This window comes from Luteolibacter arcticus, from assembly GCF_025950235.1.
GTDB classification, from domain to species: Bacteria; Verrucomicrobiota; Verrucomicrobiia; order Verrucomicrobiales; family Akkermansiaceae; genus Haloferula; species Haloferula arctica.
This window is the reverse complement of the sequence record NZ_JAPDDT010000002.1, coordinates 842789-859602: the sequence shown is the minus strand read 5'-3', so window position 1 is coordinate 859602 and position 16814 is coordinate 842789. Positions and strand designations below refer to the sequence as shown.

General features: G+C 63.2%; 17 protein-coding genes and 1 pseudogene. 11 read left to right on the top strand and 7 right to left on the bottom strand.

Annotation, left to right across the window (positions count from 1 at the left end):
* Nucleotides 1–15 precede the first annotated feature (15 nt).
* The 6 genes from OKA05_RS08260 to leuD all read left to right on the top strand — a co-directional run bounded on the left by OKA05_RS08260 (nt 16) and on the right by leuD (nt 4177).
* On the top strand, nt 16–1128 hold the full coding sequence (locus tag OKA05_RS08260) for an ABC transporter permease (protein ID WP_264486652.1): 1113 nt from the start codon (nt 16–18) through the stop codon (nt 1126–1128).
* A gap of 135 nt (nt 1129–1263) precedes the next feature.
* The gene (locus OKA05_RS08255) at nt 1264–1389 is read left to right on the top strand and encodes a hypothetical protein (RefSeq protein ID WP_264486651.1); all 126 of its coding nucleotides are present in this window, start codon (nt 1264–1266) and stop codon (nt 1387–1389) included.
* A gap of 132 nt (nt 1390–1521) precedes the next feature.
* The gene (locus tag OKA05_RS08250) at nt 1522–1674 is read left to right on the top strand and encodes a hypothetical protein (protein WP_264486650.1); all 153 of its coding nucleotides are present in this window, start codon (nt 1522–1524) and stop codon (nt 1672–1674) included.
* Between the two features lie 137 nt (nt 1675–1811).
* Nucleotides 1812–2015, top strand: coding sequence for a hypothetical protein (locus OKA05_RS08245; protein WP_264486649.1), 204 nt, complete (start codon nt 1812–1814; stop codon nt 2013–2015).
* Between the two features lie 90 nt (nt 2016–2105).
* Nucleotides 2106–3530, top strand: a complete 1425-nt coding sequence (leuC, locus tag OKA05_RS08240) for a 3-isopropylmalate dehydratase large subunit (RefSeq protein ID WP_264486648.1) — start codon at nt 2106–2108, stop codon at nt 3528–3530.
* Nucleotides 3531–3574: 44 nt separating this feature from the next.
* The gene (leuD, locus tag OKA05_RS08235; RefSeq protein ID WP_264486647.1) at nt 3575–4177 is read left to right on the top strand and encodes a 3-isopropylmalate dehydratase small subunit; all 603 of its coding nucleotides are present in this window, start codon (nt 3575–3577) and stop codon (nt 4175–4177) included.
* A gap of 159 nt (nt 4178–4336) precedes the next feature.
* On the opposite strand, the gene OKA05_RS08230 is transcribed toward leuD, so the two are convergent.
* The 6 genes and pseudogenes from OKA05_RS08230 to OKA05_RS08210 form a co-directional block, all read right to left on the bottom strand.
* Nucleotides 4337–4627, bottom strand: a complete 291-nt coding sequence (locus tag OKA05_RS08230) for a hypothetical protein (protein WP_264486646.1) — start codon at nt 4625–4627, stop codon at nt 4337–4339.
* A gap of 30 nt (nt 4628–4657) precedes the next feature.
* Entirely contained in the window at nt 4658–4858 is a 201-nt protein-coding gene (locus OKA05_RS08225) for a hypothetical protein (protein ID WP_264486645.1), read from the bottom strand.
* 5 nt (nt 4859–4863) lie between these two features.
* Complete coding sequence (locus tag OKA05_RS08220; RefSeq protein ID WP_264486644.1) at nt 4864–5331, bottom strand: hypothetical protein; 468 nt, start codon at nt 5329–5331, stop codon at nt 4864–4866.
* Nucleotides 5328–5906: a hypothetical protein gene (locus OKA05_RS08215; RefSeq protein WP_264486643.1), complete on the bottom strand. Its 579-nt coding sequence runs from the start codon at nt 5904–5906 to the stop codon at nt 5328–5330. The genes OKA05_RS08220 and OKA05_RS08215 overlap by 4 nt, the downstream gene beginning before the upstream one ends.
* Before the next feature lie 122 nt (nt 5907–6028).
* Nucleotides 6029–6143, bottom strand: a pseudogene (locus OKA05_RS29525) (VOC family protein); the annotation flags it as partial.
* 98 nt (nt 6144–6241) lie between these two features.
* Complete coding sequence (locus tag OKA05_RS08210) at nt 6242–6877, bottom strand: hypothetical protein (RefSeq protein ID WP_264486642.1); 636 nt, start codon at nt 6875–6877, stop codon at nt 6242–6244.
* Between the two features lie 590 nt (nt 6878–7467).
* On the opposite strand from OKA05_RS08210, the gene OKA05_RS08205 reads away from it, so the two are divergent.
* From OKA05_RS08205 to OKA05_RS08185, 5 genes are all read left to right on the top strand, one after another.
* A complete protein-coding gene (locus OKA05_RS08205; protein ID WP_264486641.1) occupies nt 7468–8343 on the top strand; it encodes a hypothetical protein in 876 nt (291 codons plus the stop codon).
* Between the two features lie 99 nt (nt 8344–8442).
* Nucleotides 8443–9048, top strand: coding sequence for an N-acetylmuramoyl-L-alanine amidase family protein (locus tag OKA05_RS08200; protein WP_264486640.1), 606 nt, complete (start codon nt 8443–8445; stop codon nt 9046–9048).
* Between the two features lie 18 nt (nt 9049–9066).
* Nucleotides 9067–10533: an NAD(P)H-hydrate dehydratase gene (locus OKA05_RS08195; RefSeq protein WP_264486639.1), complete on the top strand. Its 1467-nt coding sequence runs from the start codon at nt 9067–9069 to the stop codon at nt 10531–10533.
* A 40-nt stretch (nt 10534–10573) separates the two neighbouring features.
* The gene (locus tag OKA05_RS08190) at nt 10574–13303 is read left to right on the top strand and encodes a protein kinase domain-containing protein (RefSeq protein ID WP_264486638.1); all 2730 of its coding nucleotides are present in this window, start codon (nt 10574–10576) and stop codon (nt 13301–13303) included.
* Nucleotides 13304–13375: 72 nt separating this feature from the next.
* Nucleotides 13376–15097: an autotransporter-associated beta strand repeat-containing protein gene (locus OKA05_RS08185; RefSeq protein WP_264486637.1), complete on the top strand. Its 1722-nt coding sequence runs from the start codon at nt 13376–13378 to the stop codon at nt 15095–15097.
* 87 nt (nt 15098–15184) lie between these two features.
* Here OKA05_RS08185 and OKA05_RS08180 read toward each other — a convergent pair whose 3' ends face one another.
* Nucleotides 15185–16783, bottom strand: coding sequence for an alkaline phosphatase D family protein (locus OKA05_RS08180; protein WP_264486636.1), 1599 nt, complete (start codon nt 16781–16783; stop codon nt 15185–15187).
* Between the last annotated feature and the right edge of the window lie 31 nt (nt 16784–16814).

The window sequence follows — 16814 nt, the reverse complement described above, 5'->3', positions numbered from 1 at the left end:
ACGCCACGCGATGCCATGAACTTCTTCCTCCGCCTCCGCGCGCTCATCCTCAAGGAGCTGCAGTCGATCTTCGGCAATCCGTCGAGCCGCGCGCTGCTGATCATGCCGGTGATCCTGCAGACCCTGCTCTTTCCAAATGCCGCGACCCTGGAAGTGAAGAACGCCTCGCTGGCGATCTACAACCGCGACACCGGCGCGGCATCGAACGAGCTGGTGCAGCGCTTCGTCCAATCCGACGCCTTCACTGAGATCCTGCCGATCCACGATCAAAAGGCCATGGAGGCCGCCATCGAATCCCGCTCGGCGATGCTCGCGGTCAGCATTCCCGAGGACTTCTCCCGGCGCCTCGCCGCAGGCGAAACCGCGCCGATCCAAGTGCTGATGGACGGTCGCCGCTCGAATGGCGCGCAGATCGCCTTCGGCTACCTGCAAGGTATCACCGAGATCTTCCTCAAGGACCGCTTGGCGGCGAAGGGCCGGGCGATGCCGTCGGAAACCGTCACGCGCTACTGGTTCAATGCGAACTTGGACTACAAGAACTTCATGCTGCCGAACCTGGTGGCGGTGATCACCACCATCGGAGCGCTCATCCTGACCGCGCTCTCGGTGGCGCGGGAACGCGAGCAAGGCACCTTCGACCAGTTGCTGGTCTCGCCGCTGACCCCGGAGATGATCATGATCGGCAAGGCGGTCCCGGCGATGATCGTGGCGTTCTTCCAAGCGACGCTGATCCTGTGCGCGGCGGTCTTTATCTACCACGTCCCCTTCCAAGGGAGCCTGCTGCTGCTCTACGTGGGGATGTTCTTCTACGCGCTCTCGCTGGTCGGCGTGGGGCTGCTGATCTCCTCGATCTGCAATACCCAGCAGCAGGCCTTCCTTGGCGCGTTCTCCTTCATGATGCCGGCGATGATGCTCTCGGGCTTCGCCTCGCCGGTGGAGAACATGCCGCACTGGCTGCAGATGGCCACCATTCCGAATCCGGTCCGGCACTTCGTCGAGATCGTGAAGGGGGTGTTCCTGAAGGACGCCTCCCCGGAGCGGGTCTTCTCGCTGATCCTGCCGCTGGTGGCGATCGGCTTTTGCACCTTGGGAGCCGCCTCGATCATGTTCCGGCGGAAGACCTCGTGAGCCGCAAGACCGGCCCCCACCAAGGGTTTCCGGCACCCCGGAGCCCCAGACTTTCAACTTGCGCGGCATGTCCGGTCCGTTAGAGTCGGTCTCAATCGGACTCGATCCGTTTCAACCGCAAACCACGCTACCATCATGAAACTCGTGAAAATCGCCGCCCTCCTCGCCGCTGCCGCCGGTACTTTCCTTTCTTCTTCCTGCTGCTCCAGCAAGCCGGCGCCGGCTCCGGCCTCGCCGACCTACGTGACCCCGGCCAAGTAATCCGACTTTGCGGACCTTTCGTGTCCGCATCATGACTCAACTCAGGGTGGACCTTATGACGGGTCCACCCTGAATTTTCGCCCGGAAATCATTTTTCTCGCGAATTCAAAAAAACCTCACTTCACTCCCGCTATGTTCCGCGTCATCGCTGCCGTTTGTGTGTCCGCCTTCGCACTTCTTTCCGCCTCCTGCTGCTGCACCGGCGAACCGGAGGCTGCTCCGCTCCGCCCCCTGCCCCAGTTCCAGGAAGTCCCGGCAGCACCTGAAGTGAACTACTCGAAGTAAGTTCACGGCTCCAATTTTCCCAGCCCCGCCCGGTTCGCCGCGCGGGGCTTTTTCGTGTCCTTACGTAGTTTTCAAACTGGCACGATTCCCCGGTTGCGTTCTGCAAAAATTTCATTAGAGGCTTGATCCCTCCCTACATGAAAACGCCCGAGACCCGGCCGCGCTTCCAATCCGCTAACCGGCACTACCATCGCTTCCGCTCGGACAACCGGGGCTGGGACGAATGGATCGACCCCGCCAGAAAGCCGGGCTCTAGCCGACGCATGCTATGGATCGCCGCCACCGTCGTGCTGGCCACCGCCAGCGTGGTGGTCCTGCTGTTCGCCTTCAACGTGCTGTGATCGCGCCCGTCGCGCACGGGATCCCGCTTTGACAATCCGCAGGCACTCCCCCACCTTGCCCGCCCGCCGCGAGAAAGCGGCCTTCCGATCATGGGCAAGAGCCTCTACCAAAAAGTGTGGGAAAGCCACAGCATCGGCACTCTGGCCGATGGACGCACGCAGCTTTTCATCGGCACCCACCTCATCCATGAGGTGACCTCGCCGCAAGCCTTCGGGATGCTCCGCGATCTCGGACTCACGGTGAAATACCCGCAGCGCACCTTCGCCACCGTCGACCACATCGTCCCGACGGAAAACCAGGACCAGCCGGTCGATCCGCTCGCCGCGGAGATGATGGCCGCCCTGCGCTCGAACTGCGATGACTTCGGCGTCACCTACTTCGACCTCAAGTCCGGCAAGCAGGGCATCGTCCACGTCGTCGGCCCCGAGCAAGGCATCACCCAGCCCGGCACCACCATTGCCTGCGGCGACTCGCACACCGCCACCCACGGCGCGTTCGGCGCGATCGCCTTTGGCATCGGCACCACCCAGGTCCGCGACGTCCTCGCGACCCAGACGCTGGCCATGGAGCCGCTGAAGGTCCGCCGCATCGAGGTCACCGGCAAGCTCCGTCCCGGCGTCTATGCCAAGGACGTGACCCTTCACATCATCCGCCTGCTCGGTGCCAAGGGCGGCATCGGCTACGCCTACGAATACGCCGGCAATGTCTTCGACGACATGTCGATGGAAGAGCGCATGACCGTCTGCAACATGGCGATCGAAGGCGGCGCCCGCTGCGGCTACGTCAATCCCGACGCCAAGACCGTCGCCTACCTGAGCGACCGCCCGTACGTCGATATGGCCGACTTCGACGCCACCGCCGCGCGCTGGCTGTCCTTCGCCTCCGACGCCGACGCCGTTTACGACGACATCGTCAAGATCGACGCCGCCAGCATCGAGCCGACCGTCACCTGGGGCATCTCCCCGGACCAAGGCATCGCGATTTCCGAGAACATCCCGGATCCCGCCAAGGCCGCCACGCCGCAGGAAAAGGCCAGCATCGACGAGGCGCTCGCCTACATGAAGCTGCCCGCCGGCACCCCGATCAAGGGCGTGAAGATCGACGTCGCCTTCATCGGTTCCTGCACCAACGGCCGCCTTTCCGACTTCCGCGAGGTTGCCAAATACATCTCCGGCCACCAGGTCGCGCCCGGCGTGACCGCCATCGTCGTCCCCGGCTCCCAGATCGTCGCCCACCTATGCGAGCAGGAAGGCATCGACAAGGTCTTCACCGCAGCCGGCTTCGAGTGGCGCAAGGCAGGCTGCTCGATGTGCCTGGCCATGAACCCCGACAAGCTCGTCGGCGACCAACTCTGCGCGTCCTCCTCGAACCGCAACTTCAAGGGCCGCCAAGGCTCGCCCACCGGCCGCACCGTCCTGATGTCGCCCGTCATGGTCGCCGCCGCCGCCATCACCGGCAGCATCGCCGACGCCCGCGAACTCTTCTCACTCGAGCCCGCCGCCGCCGTCGCCTGACCGCGATCTGGTCTCTTGTCTCTGGCCTCTCACTTCTAGCCACCATGGCCCTCGAAAAAGTCACCACCGTCTCCGGCCGCGCCGTCTTCATCCCCGGCGCCGACATCGATACCGACCGCATCATCCCGGCCCGGTTCATGAAATGCGTCACCTTTGACGGCCTCGGCGAGTTCGCCTTCTACGACGTCCGCTTCGACCCGGGCACCGGCGAGAAGACCGAGCACCCGCTCAATGACGAACGCTTCAAGGCCGCGACCATCCTGATCGCCGGCGTCAATTTCGGCTGCGGCTCCTCCCGTGAGCACGCCCCGCAATCGCTCGCCAAGTACGGCTTCAAGGCGGTCATCGCCGAGTCCTTCGCCGAGATCTTCTTCGGCAACTCGACCGGCCTCGCCATGCCCTGCGTCATGCTCACCGCTGGGGAAATCGACCAGCTCCGCCAAGCCGTCGAAGCCGATCCCGCCGTGGAAATCACCATCGACCTGGTGAACAAGCGCGTCCGCTCCTCCACCGGCCTCGACTTCGGCCTCAACATGCCCGAGTCCGCCCGCGACGCCCTCGTCGCCGGCCGCTGGGATCCCATCCAAGAGCTCCTCGACCGCGAAAGCGACATCGCCAAGAAGGCGAAGGAGCTGCACTACGTGTGAGAGCCTCGTCTCTTCACGGCACACCATTCATTAAAGAACCCGGGGCTCACGCTCCGGGTTTTTTGTGTCCTGCAGGAGAGTGAAAAAAGGCCGTCCAGTGATCCCATATCCACACCAGCTCGCCACTTTTTCACGCAGTAATTTGTTAGATCCACAGCCTCATTCCCTATTCTGAATCTCCTCTTCGCTGATGTCGGCTAGCATCGCCATCACCTGTTGCGCCGCTGCATCAGAGTAGTCGGCCATTTCCAACACAGAGGGTGTGGACACGCCGAGAAAGTCGATCAGTTCGGCTTGGGAAAAACCGGAGGCGGCACCAAGACGAAGATAGCGGCAGATGGCTGCGCGCTGTTTCTGCTCGCTGAAGGCTGACTGGCGAAAGACGTCTGCTGCAAGCCGGGTGAACTCCCGGACCCGCTGCGGATAATTCTCCGGGGATAAATTGGGCATGGCGTTCGAAGTAAGTCTGATAGCCCAAGTTCAGCGAGAGCCGCTGCCATTAGCACGGCTTGGCGAAACGTTGCCAGCATCGTCGCAATGCAAATCCACGCAGGCGATCACCTGCCCGACGTGAATCACATCATCTGGATGGACGTGCCAGGACGAGAGGAAATACCTCTCGCGAACTCCGTCCAAATGATGAAAACGCAGTTCGTATTTCTTATGACCGGATTCGCTCATAGAATTCAGAACAACGGTTCGGAGTGGGCGTGGTCTGGGTCGCCATCGTGGGTTTGGAACGCGCGGAGAAGAACTCGCTGAGCTGAAAACTCCAGGACTAGATTGCCGCCGGGCAAGCCATAATGCCAGGCAAAGCTCTGGTCGCCTGCCTCCCCGGTCGCAGTGCCCTCGGCGTCACCGAGAAGAAATGCGGTTTCGCGGTCGGTCATGCCGGGGCGCAGGGCACCTCGGCGAATCAACTCTCCGAGTGCCGCGGGCCGTGCCATGTCATGAGCGGACTCGAAGAGCTCGGAATGCCTGAAGCGCAATGACAGCCCGTCGATCGGCACACTGGCAAGCCCGCTCGCTGGAACGGCAACGGGCGTTGGTACCGGGCTGGAAGCACGGCTGTTGACTGCGAAATACAAAGCCGCAGCCGAGACGATCAGATTGAGAGCCAGCAACGGCACCACGACTCGGGTAGGAAGATTCATCCCATCGACTTGATGACCTGACGGCCCAACAGGAAGTAAATGGACGGAAGGTTGAAACGGGGGTCGCCCGCCATGAAGCCGACTTCGTTACCGGTATCGCCCGCGCCTTTGGCGGGCGTGCCCTGATAGCTGCCGGTGAACTCGAAGAGCTCGCTCGTGCCGATCTTGTAGCGGTTGGTGATCGTGACGTCGGTCAAACCCTGTTCCTGTTTCTGGGCGATGAAGCGGGCTTCCTCGCTCTCTGAAACGAAGTTCGTAATCACCCCGCCTTCCTGCATTGCCGGAAAGAGCCAGGACCATCCGCAATACGCGAGAATCAGGTTGTCATCGTCGATGGCGTTGACCCCGTCGCCGAGGAAGGACCACGTCAGGGACCCATTGACGAAGCCGCGTCCCTGCGTGCCGTCCGGCATCTCGTATTCGCAAAGATGAATCTCGGTGTCGTCGTGGATGAGACTGGCCTTGTAGGTGCGCTTGTGGCGGACGGACTTCGGACGCACGCCGAATTCGTTCGGGTGGGCGAGCCATTCGGCCATCTGGTCCTCGTACTTCTTCTTGCTGCCGAATCCGAACATAGGCGGTAGATACCCGATCGTGTTTAAAGGGTCAACGGACCTCCACGCGCCGATCACTTTACCCGCCGGAACTCCCATTCTTGCCTCGGCCGGAAGCATCGATACCAACGCTCACCACGAAATCAGCCCCTCGCCTCGGCCAGGCCGACGATAATGCCCTCCGGCCCGCGCAGATCGGCCAGCCGGTAGCTGTCCCCATACTCCATCTCCGATCAATTCCGCCCCGTGGCCAAGCATGTGGGAAACGATGGCTTCGATGCCAGACCAAGAGGGAAACGTCCCGGCGGATCACCGGCGAGGGCGCAGCCTGATAGCAAGCGGCGCTGGCATGCGCTCTATGATTTCCCGCGGCGGCGGGAGAGAAAGATGAACGATGCGAAGGTCGCTGCGGCGAGGCCGGCCGTGCTCGGTTCAGGGATAGCCGAGACGAACACGATCTCCTCGAGGCGATTCGTGACCGCACCTCCGGAAAACGCGCCGATGTAGTACTGCTTTGCCGGGACCACGTCCGCTCCATTGTAGATCTGCTGCCAGCTCTTTGCCGAGGTGCTCGCGGTGAAGGAGAAAAGATTGAAGTCAGGGGCCGGCGTGTCTCCCGAAAGAGGATCGTATCGAACATTGATGTCGGAACTCCAGAAGTAGAAGACGCCCACCCCCGTGGAATTCGTCCCGTTGACCTTCAATCCGACATAGACGTCGCTGACCGTGATCGAAGCGTAGCTGGAACCGAAATTGATGAAGAAGCCCCGCCCGGCATTCGCGTAAAATGTCCCGGCCGAGCCGAAGAGGTCGATCGTCGGGCCACTGGTGGGCACGGCGCCGGGCTGGGCGTCAAAGAACGGCGGTATGTTCTCGAATCCGGTACCCGTTCCGATCGCCTCTCCTCCGACGACAGGGATGATCGTGGCGGACCGGGCGGTCGGGGACAGCAGGGTGAAGAGGGCGAGCAGGGATCCGATGCGGGTGTACATGATGGCTGGGTGGTGATGCGCGTCCCTGGCACACTTCCGAGTACCGGGAACAAGTGGGACGGGTGATCGGGAGCGATTCGGAACACACATTCGCATGTACGTTTTTGAACAAGTGAGCATGCGAACATTACTTCTTACATGTCAACATATTTTTATATTTGGAAGTTGTTAGATTCGGGGGATGCTTCAGACATTGGTATTGCTTCGCTGGCGTCTCCTTCTTGCAAAGCGGGAGACTCAAGGGGGGCAACTGGACTGGCCAAGTCCCGCATTTCAATCCGTCACGCTGAAATGTTGAGACGCGCGCCCTGACCCATTCAAATCTTCCCCAGCGTCTTGATGTTGCTCTCTCCGAATATGGGGACTTCCAGTTTCTCGCCGCAATGTATGCAGGTGGACCTTCGGGACCCCATCCCTTGCTGCCAAAGGACTTCGGTCGGGCGACCGCTCCAGCGCTCAACGCTCCACCGGCGAAGACTCGCCGGCCACCACTGACTGTCAGACCGGAGCTCGCCCCGCCTTCGTGGTTAGACGAAGTCCCGGCCCGTTGGGTTGACGGGCCGGGGGGTGTGCGATAGGCCTTCGACCCCATGACCGGAATCCGCCTGCTGCTCCCCTTGGTTTTTCTCGGCCTCTGCCTGGCGACGGCCCGTGCCCAAATCGAGGTGAAGCTGAAGATGACGCGCAACAACTTCGTCGCCGGCGAGCCCGTGCTGGTCCAGGTCAACGTGACCAACCGCTCCGGCCAAGACATTGTCTTCCAAGGAAATAGCCGCGCGGGATGGCTGGACCTGATGGTGAACACGCTGAGCGGCAACCCGCTGACCCCGCTGGGCCAGCCCGCCTTCGGCGCGGTGAAAATCCCGCTGGGCCAGACGATGAGCCGCACGGTCGACCTGAGCCGCCTCTATCCGCTGCAGTCAGCGGGCAACTACTCCGTCTACGCCTCGGTCCGGCTGCCCGGCCAGACCAACGAGGGCTTCGTCTCCAACCGCCTGCTCTTCAATACCAGCACGGCCCGGCCCTATTGGACCCAGAAGATCGGACTGCCTGGCAAGGCGGGCCAGACCCGCGAATTCCGCGTGCTGGAATTCAACAGCGGCAGCAAGACGATGCTCTACGCGCAGGTCATGGATTCCCGCACCGGCGGCTCGCTTCAGACCCACCCGCTGGGCGAGGTCCTGATGTTCCGCAAGCCTTCCGCCACCCTCGACAATCGCCAGGTGATGCACGTGCTCTACCTGATCTCGCCCGACATGTGGGGACACGTCCGGGTCGCCTCGGATGGCAAGCTGCTCGGCCGTGAGCTGCACAAGCGCGGTGCCGGCTCGGATCCGGTGCTCTACACCTCGAAGGACGGGGTCGTGGAGGTGGGGAACAGCATCCCCTACGATGCCAAGGCCGCCGCCGAGGCTCGCGGCAAGGTCCGCAAGGCCTCCGACCGGCCAGCTTTCATTTTCAATTGAGCGGGGATTCCCGGCGCAGAGGGGATTTGACCCTTTACATCGCCGGCCCATATACCTAAAAAATCTATATTGTTTTGGTTTGTTAACAATCTTTCCGACATGAGAAAGCTTTACCGACTGCTGCTACCCGTGCTCGCGCTCTGCCTGGCGAGCCTGCCGGCCCAGGCACGTTTCTTCCGCACCGTGGTGATCGATCCCGGTCACGGCGGTCATGACAAGGGCGGCCAGTGGGGCCTGGTGTATGAAAAACACCTCGCCCTCGACACTTCCACCCGCCTTGAGGCCGAACTCAAGAAGCGCGGTTTTCGCACGGTGATGACCCGCCGCAGCGACTACTTCATCTCGCTGCCGGAGCGGGTGCGCATCGCCAGCCGCTACTCCGACGCGATCTTCGTCAGCGTCCACTACAACTACACCTGGAAGCAGCAAGTGTCCGGTCTGGAGACTTTTTACCACTCTGGCCAGAGCCAGCCGCTCGCCTCCTACGTCCACAACGGCATGATGGGCAAGGTCCGGTGCGTGAATCGCGGCGTGAAATTCGCCCGCTTCTACGTGATCCGGAACACCACCTGCCCGTCGATCCTCGTCGAGTGCGGCTTCGTCAGCAATGCCGGCGAACGCTCCCGGATGAAATCAGCCTGGTTCCGCCAAGCGCTGGCCGAAGGCATGGCCGAGGGCATCGTGCGCTTCCGCCGGGCGGGTTGATCCGATAGATGTGGTGGCATGTCGTTTGTCACCGGTGCGGCCATGCGGTCGCTGGAGGAAGCTGCGTTCCGCCGCGGCGTGTCCGCGGAGTCGTTGATGGATCGGGCGGGCGAAGGCATCGCCCGTCGTCTGCTCGACCATTTCCCGCAGCCAGGACGGGCAGTCGCCTACATCGGCAAGGGAAACAACGGCGGCGACGCCTTGGTAGCCCTGCGGTATCTGCGCGAAGCTGGCTGGCAGATCGCGCTAAAGGCCGCCTACCCGGAGACCGAGTGGGGAGTGCTCCCGCGACGCAAGCGACGGGAGCTGGTAGAGGAACTGCCAAACGCGCTTCCGGAAGGCTCGGGGCCGCTGCTTTTGCTCGATGGACTCTTGGGCATCGGGGCCCGCGGCACCTTGCGGGAGCCCCTCGCCCGTCTGGCGGAGGAAATGGCGTGGCTGCGGGATTCCCACGGAGCCGTCGTGGCCGCCATGGACCTGCCGTCCGGGATCGATGCCGACAGCGGCGAAGGCCGTGGAGTCGTGGCCGACCTGACCATCACGGTGGGGGTCGCGAAGCTCGGGCTGAGCACACCTGCCGGGATTGCCAGCGCCGGCCGGATCTTGCTGGTGCCGCTGGGGGACCTGCCTCCACCCGAAGGGTCCGCACTTGAGCTCTTTGGTCCGGATGCATTTCCCGGCCTGCTTTCGCCGAGGCCGCACGACTTCCACAAGGGCGATTCCGGCCGGATCGGGCTCCTCGCCGGGTCGCCGGGAATGACCGGTGCCGCCGTACTCGCCGCCACCGCCGCGCTGCGGGCTGGCGCGGGCTTGGTGACCCTGCACGTGGAGCCGGAGTTCCTCCCTTCGCTCGCCGCGCCCATGCCACCGGAGGTGATGGTGAAAGTATCGCCAACACCGGTGACCGATGCCTTTTCCGCCGGGCACGACGCGCTCGTCATCGGCCCCGGCATCGCGAACATGAGCAAGACCGGGCAGGCGGATCTGCTCGCCCGCTTGGCCAAGCCTCACCCGCCCGCGGTGCTTGATGCGGATGGACTGAACTTCCTCGCGACGGCGGGGAAGACCGCTTTGTTAGATAGCCGCCATCTCATCACGCCTCACCCCGGTGAGTTCCGACGCCTGGCACCGGACCTCGCGGAAAAGGACCGGCTCGCCGCCGCTGTGGCGTTTGTCACCCGACATCCCTGCACGCTCCTTTTGAAAGGAGCCCGCACTCTGGTCGCAGCTCCCGGCGAAGCGACACGCTTCAATCCTACCGGCCACGCCGGCATGGCGTCCGGCGGGCAGGGCGATGTGCTCTCCGGCGTCGCCGGGGCTTTCCTCGCGCAGGGAATGAAACCGTGCGATGCCGCTTCCCTCGCCGCCTGGCTGTGTGGCCGCGCCGCGGAGCGAGCCTTGGCGAAAGGTCCGGTCACCACCGCCAGCGATACGCTGGACGAACTCGGTGGCGCGATGAGGGATTGGCAGGAGCGGCGGCGCTAATCTGTAACGTCCTCTCCTTTTCGGGTGAGTGAGCCTTGAGATGAATCCTTCCAACTCATGCCCCGAATGCGGCAAGCCGCTGCCCACCGGCAGCGATGTCTGCCCGGCCTGCCTGATGGCCCAGGCGATCGCGTCACGCACGCTCGATGACGGGCCACGGGAAATCCCGCCGCCGCCCGCGCCGGAAGAGATCGCCGAAAAGTTCCCGCAGTTCGAGATCCTCGAATGCCTCGGCCGCGGCGGCATGGGCGTCGTTTACAAGGCGCGCCAGAAGTCGCTCAACCGGCTGGTCGCGATCAAGATCCTCGCCCCGGAACGCGAGCGCGAAGTCCGCTTTGCCGGACGATTCGCCAAGGAAGCGGAGATGCTCGCGAAGCTGAGCCACCCGCACATCGTCACGATCCACGACTTCGGCGAGACCGGCGGGCTCTACTACCTGGTGATGGAGTTCATCAATGGCGTGAACCTCCGCGACCTGTTGCGCGACGGCAAGATGGTGCCGGAACAAGCGCTGGCCATCGTCCCGCCGATCTGCGAAGCGCTCCAGTTCGCCCACGACCACGGCATCGTCCACCGCGACATCAAGCCGGAGAACATTTTGTTAGATCGCGAGGGCCGCGTGAAGATCGCCGACTTCGGCATCGCCACGCTGGCCGGGGATGCCGCGGAGCGCGCCGGCACGCCGCACTACATGGCACCGGAACAGAATGCCGGCGCGGCAAACATCGACCATCGTGCCGACGTCTACGCCCTCGGCGTGGTCCTCTACGAAATGCTCACCGGCGAGCGACCTACTACGATTCCCGTAGCTCCGTCGCGGCGGGTGCAGATCGACGTGCGATTGGACGAGGTGGTGTTGCGCGCGTTGGCCCAACAGCCGGAGCTGAGGCTCCAGAGTGCGGGGGACTTCAATACCGTGCTCGGCGAAGTGACCCGCGAGGTCACGACCCATCCGATGCGCCCGGAGCCCGCGGCAGAAACACCGCGGATCATACCAGCCGAAGAAAAACGACGCGAATGGCTGCGGCACGTCCTTCACTTCGCGCCAGCGATCCTGCTGGTGATTGCGTGGTTCAGCTCGGGCTTGGAGCGCGGGGCGGTACTGATCCTCTCGGTGCTGGTGGTCGCCGTGCTGGTCGTGAGAGCCCTTGTCCAGGCCAAGCCGGCACAAGCGAACACCGACGCGCCGGCACGCTGGGCTTTGGGGCTGCTCCTCGCAGGGAGCATCGGCACTCCCCTGCTCCTGAGCTTCACCACGAAGGAAGAAGGAGTCTTGCTTGCAGGGGCCGCTTGCCTGCTCGGCTCGCTGGTGCTGGCCGTTTTGTCATGGCGGACCCGCAGGGGAAAGACGATCGCCCTGATCTGGGCCGGGCTCTTCACGATCGCAGCCGTAATGGCGATCTTCTATCAGTCGCTCCTTTACGAATCTCGCGACGAGGCCTTGGTGCGAGCCCACAGCCAACGATTGGAGCATGCGGAGATCGCAGCCGTACTTGAACGGAAGCTGGAGGATTATCGACCTGGGCCTGAGGTGCCACCGCATAAGGACACCTCGTCACCGGGAACCGTGACGATCAAGGGCAAGGGCAACTACCCCACCATCGCTGCAGCCTTGGAGGATGCTTCGCCCGGAGCCGTCATCCGAATTGCCGCTGGCAACTACCCAGAGCGCATCGTCATTCGCAAGCCAGTCACACTGATTGGCGCGGGCTGGGAGAAGACGCGCTTGCATGTCCAGGGTCCCTATCTCGCGGAGAGTCGCGACTACGAAAAGCCCGAGGTTCCCTCTCCGGAGCAGAGGATCATGCCCGTGGTCGAGATCGAGACGAACGGCCAAGTGAACCTTGAGGGCATTTCGCTTTCGATGAGTGGCACGCCTCCGGAAGGAGCGTTGTCGCCCGTCTCATTGATTTCCGCCGTGAAGTGCGACCTGAGCCTCCGGGACTGCGCCCTCGTCGGCTCAGTCGGCAATGGCATCGAAGCCAGGATTGCGACCTTGAAGATGGATGGCTGCCTCGTGGCTGCGGCATGGAACACCGGCATCGTCCTCGGCGAAGCTTGCAAGGCGGAGATCCGCGATTGCACGGTGCGGAACTGCTATTACGCCAGCATCGTCATGCGCCCCTTCTCGCGCCAGTCGACCATCGACAACTGCTGCATCGCCGGGTCGGCATGGCACGGCATCCAGTACGACAATGTCTCGCCGAAGATCACTGGCAATCTCATCCACAACCACGCCCGAAGCGGCATCTATGCCTCCGGCAATACCGCCGGTGAGATCACCGGCAACGTGATCGCCCGCAATGAAATGGACGGAATCTCCTGCTGGTTCGAAAGCCGCGACAAGATCGAACGCAACCTGATCGCGGCGAACACCCGCGAATCGATCCGGCTTTCAGGCATGGCCTCACCGCAGATTCGCGGGAACATCATCTCCGGCCCCGGCATCATCCAAGGGCTCATCGAGGAGGAGAAGCCCGCAGCAAAAAGCTACGGCACACCCACTGTGGAGCGAAATATCTTCTGGGGCATGGCGTCGCCATGGATGCGCGGAACCGAAGTTGTGACCCTGCCGAAGGGCAACCGCATCTACGACCCACAGCTCGACCAAGGGCTGTCTCTGCCTGCAGGCTCACCTTTTCTCGCCGAGGGCATCGGCCCCGAGAAGCCACCGGAGCCTCGCACCACCTTCCCCGACCAGCCGGAGGAACTCGCCATCATCCCCGCCGGGGAATCGCGTGACTTCAATGCATGGCGGCGGCCGAAGTAGCAGCATCTCCCAATGCCGGCAGGGGAAATGCCTTTTCTACGGAATCCTTGAACGTTAAGGTTCCGGTATCGCATGACGCCCTCCACCCCCTCCCCGGGCCGCCTCGCTCTCGGAATTGCAGTCACCGCCGTATCTCTCGCGTCTCTCTCCGCCGCAACACCGACGTGGAGCAACTCCTCCACCGACGGCCTGTGGTCCACTCCCGCCAACTGGAACACCGGCAACCGGCCGCTTTCATCCGACACCGCGATCTTTCCAGCAGGCCTCGGTGGCACGGTCACCCTGGACGCCGTGATGGTCACGGATGTGCTCACCTCGCCGACGGCACAGAGCATCCAGTTCCATGACGACTACACCGTCACCGGCAGCTCGTTTATCCGGCCCGGCGGCAACGTCGGAATCGGCGTGAGCAGCAGTTCCACGGTGAACTTCAACGCGCCGCTGACCTCCGCCTCTCTCGCCCTCGATGTGGATGGCATGCTGGAAATCACCGGCCCGCTGGGCGGCAGCATGAATCTCGATAAGTCCGGCACTGGCACCGTCATCCTCAGTGGCACGAACACCACCACCGGGGATCGCGAAGTTTACGAAGGCACGCTCCAGATCACTAGTGACGCTGCCTGGGGCAGCTCGCATTCGATCCGGGTCGATCCCTCTGCCACTCTCGATGCCTCGGCGATGACCGTGCCGATCCAGATTCCCTCCGGAGACTTCGCCAACATCTACGGGACTTTCCGCGGCGACCTCACCACGTCAGGCTACTTGCAGGGCAACGGGCAGATTGATGGCACCGTCCACGCCGAAGCCGGCTCCTATGTGCTTCCGGACAACGACGGACAACTCCACGTCACCGGCGACTTCACCTTCGATGCTTCGGCGGAGATCGAGTTCTACATCGCCCACACCACCCCGCTGGTCGGTTACAACCAGATGCGGGTCGGCGGCATCGTGAGCCTTGACGGCGACCTCCTTCTCGACAGCGACCCCGTCCTCCCGGAAGGCGAATCGTTCTTCCTCCTGCTCAACGACGGCAACGACCCGATCGATGGCACCTTCGATGGTTTGCCGGAAGGTGGAGTCATCCCCATCGGCAACGGCCTTGCCCTGCAGATCACCTATCAGGCGAACGGCGATGGCGGAGCGGCCGGCAACGACGTCGGCGTCACCGTAGTCCCGGACCTCGTGAGCACGGATCTTGCCCTGACCGTGGACGCTCCACTTGCCGTGGACCTAGGCGCAGCCTTCGCGGTCACTTACACCATCAACAATCTCGGACCCAACGATTCCACAGCCTCCAGCCTGGAAGTGGAGTTGCCGGCGGCCGCCACCTTCAACGGGTCCACGCCAGCGGGCAGCGTGATCCACAACCTGCTGACCATCCCGGTGACCGCGCTGACCCATGGCAGCAGCACGACCGTGACCCTCAACTTCACGGCACCTGTCACGACCGGATCGGTTTTCGTGGCCCCGTGGATCTACAATGGCACCGGCGATGCCATCGACTCTAACAACTACGCCCCGAGCATGACCGCCGTGCTTCCGGGGAGTGTGCCGGTGCTCGACAGCTTCCACGTCGATCCGGAGAACGACCTGTTCAGCCTGACCCTGGAGACGGTGCCCGACGTGCGCTATGGCTTCCAACGATCCATCGACCTCGTGGCTTGGGCCGATCTGGATGAGTTTCTCGGCAATGGAAACCTGATGGAGTTCCATCCACCGATGGAAGACGCGAGTGTGTTCTTCCGCTTCCGCATTCTTCCTTACGCCGAGGACGGCGTGGGTGAGCCCGAGTGAACCACCCACGGGCATCCCAAGCCTTGACGAAAATCGCTCCTGCAAAAGGCGTTCCGTTAGAGCGTCGGGGAGGAGCGCCGGCCGATCTCAAGCAAGCTGCATTCCCGTCGAACCGCTCTCCACGACGAATGATGCAGGCGTATTGAGCGGCGAGCCGGGACGGCTGACGTGATCCAGCGTGCGGAAATCGGTCCGCCAGATCTTATCGCCGATCGTGCAGCTCACGTAGCCCCGGCGGGCGGAGTGGTATTTCACGAATGGATTCTCCGGGGCCGCCTGTTGGAAATTCTTGCGCTTCTCCATTCCGTCCCCGCCGGAGGTGATGGACGTGCAGACGAATTCCGTGCCGACCACTCTGGAGTCGGGTTGATCGAAGTTGGCGATGAGGTCGTTCGCCCAGTGGCTGTGGATGTCCCCGGTGAGCACCACCGGATTGGCCACCTTCAGTTGCTGGAACGCCTTCAGCAGCGCCTGCCGCTCGGCTTCGTAGCCCGGCCACTGGTCCATGCTGCACAGGGTGTCGCCCCCGGGCTGGAAGTCCACCCGCGCCATCATCACTTGCTGGGCCAGCACGTTCCACGTCGCGCGGGAGCCACCCAGCTCACCCAGCAGCCAGTCCCGCTGGGCATGCCCCAGCATCGTGGCATCCGGCCGGAGCGCGTCCCCGCCGGGCGCTTTCAAGCCGTCGGAATTAGGCTGGTCAGTACGATACTGACGCGTGTCGAGCACGTGGAAATCAACCAGGCTGCCGTGGCGGACGCTGCGGTAGAGTTTCATCCCCGGTCCTTTCGGGACGCAGGCGGCGCGCAGCGGCATGTGCTCATAGTAGGCCTGGTAAGCCGCGGCGCGACGGCTCAGGAACTCGTCCCTGCCGACCATTCCTTTCTCCTCGGGGATATCCCCCGCACAATTGTTGTCGAGCTCGTGGTCATCCCAAGTGACCACCCACGGTGCGGCCGCGTGCATCGCCTGCAAGGCCGGATCGGTCTTGTACTGGGCGTGGCGGTTGCGGTAGTGATCCAGGGTCACGATCTCCGGTCCGATGTGCTTGCGGATGCCCCCGTTGCCCTCCGGACCCTCATAGATGTAGTCGCCGAGGTGGAAGACCAGGTCGGGGCTCTCCGCCAGCATATGCTCGTAGGCGGTGTAGTAGCCGGCTTCGAAATGCTGGCAGGAGGCGAATGCCATCTTCAGCAGCGAGGTCTCCGCAGCCGGGCGATCGGGGCGCTCCAGGGTCCGGGTGCGTCCCCGGGGACTGACCTCGCGACCCGCCTTGAAATCATACCAGTACCAGCGGTCCGGCTTCAGGCCGCTCACTTCCACATGAACCGAGTGACCCCAATCCGGGCTCGCCACTTCGCTGCCGCTGGCGACCACCCTTGTCATCGCCTCATCCTCGGCCACCCGCCAGTGCACCCGCACCGGCTCCGCCGCCATGCCGCCTCCATTCAGCGGCTGGGGTGCCAGCCGGGTCCACAGCACGAAGCCGTCCGCAAGCGGATCGCCGGATGCCACCCCGAGCTGGAAAGGATAAGCGGTGAAGTTTGGCATCTCCCTCACCATCCCGGTCTGGCCCAGCACCCGGCCCGCGGCCAGCGCGGTGATCAGGGAGGCGGATCCGCCCAGGAAAGAACGCCGGCTGAGCCGGGGAGAAGTGAGCGGGAATACGGGGACGAATGGTTTCACGGAAAGCAGGTGCTTGGATTCGTTGCGTCGA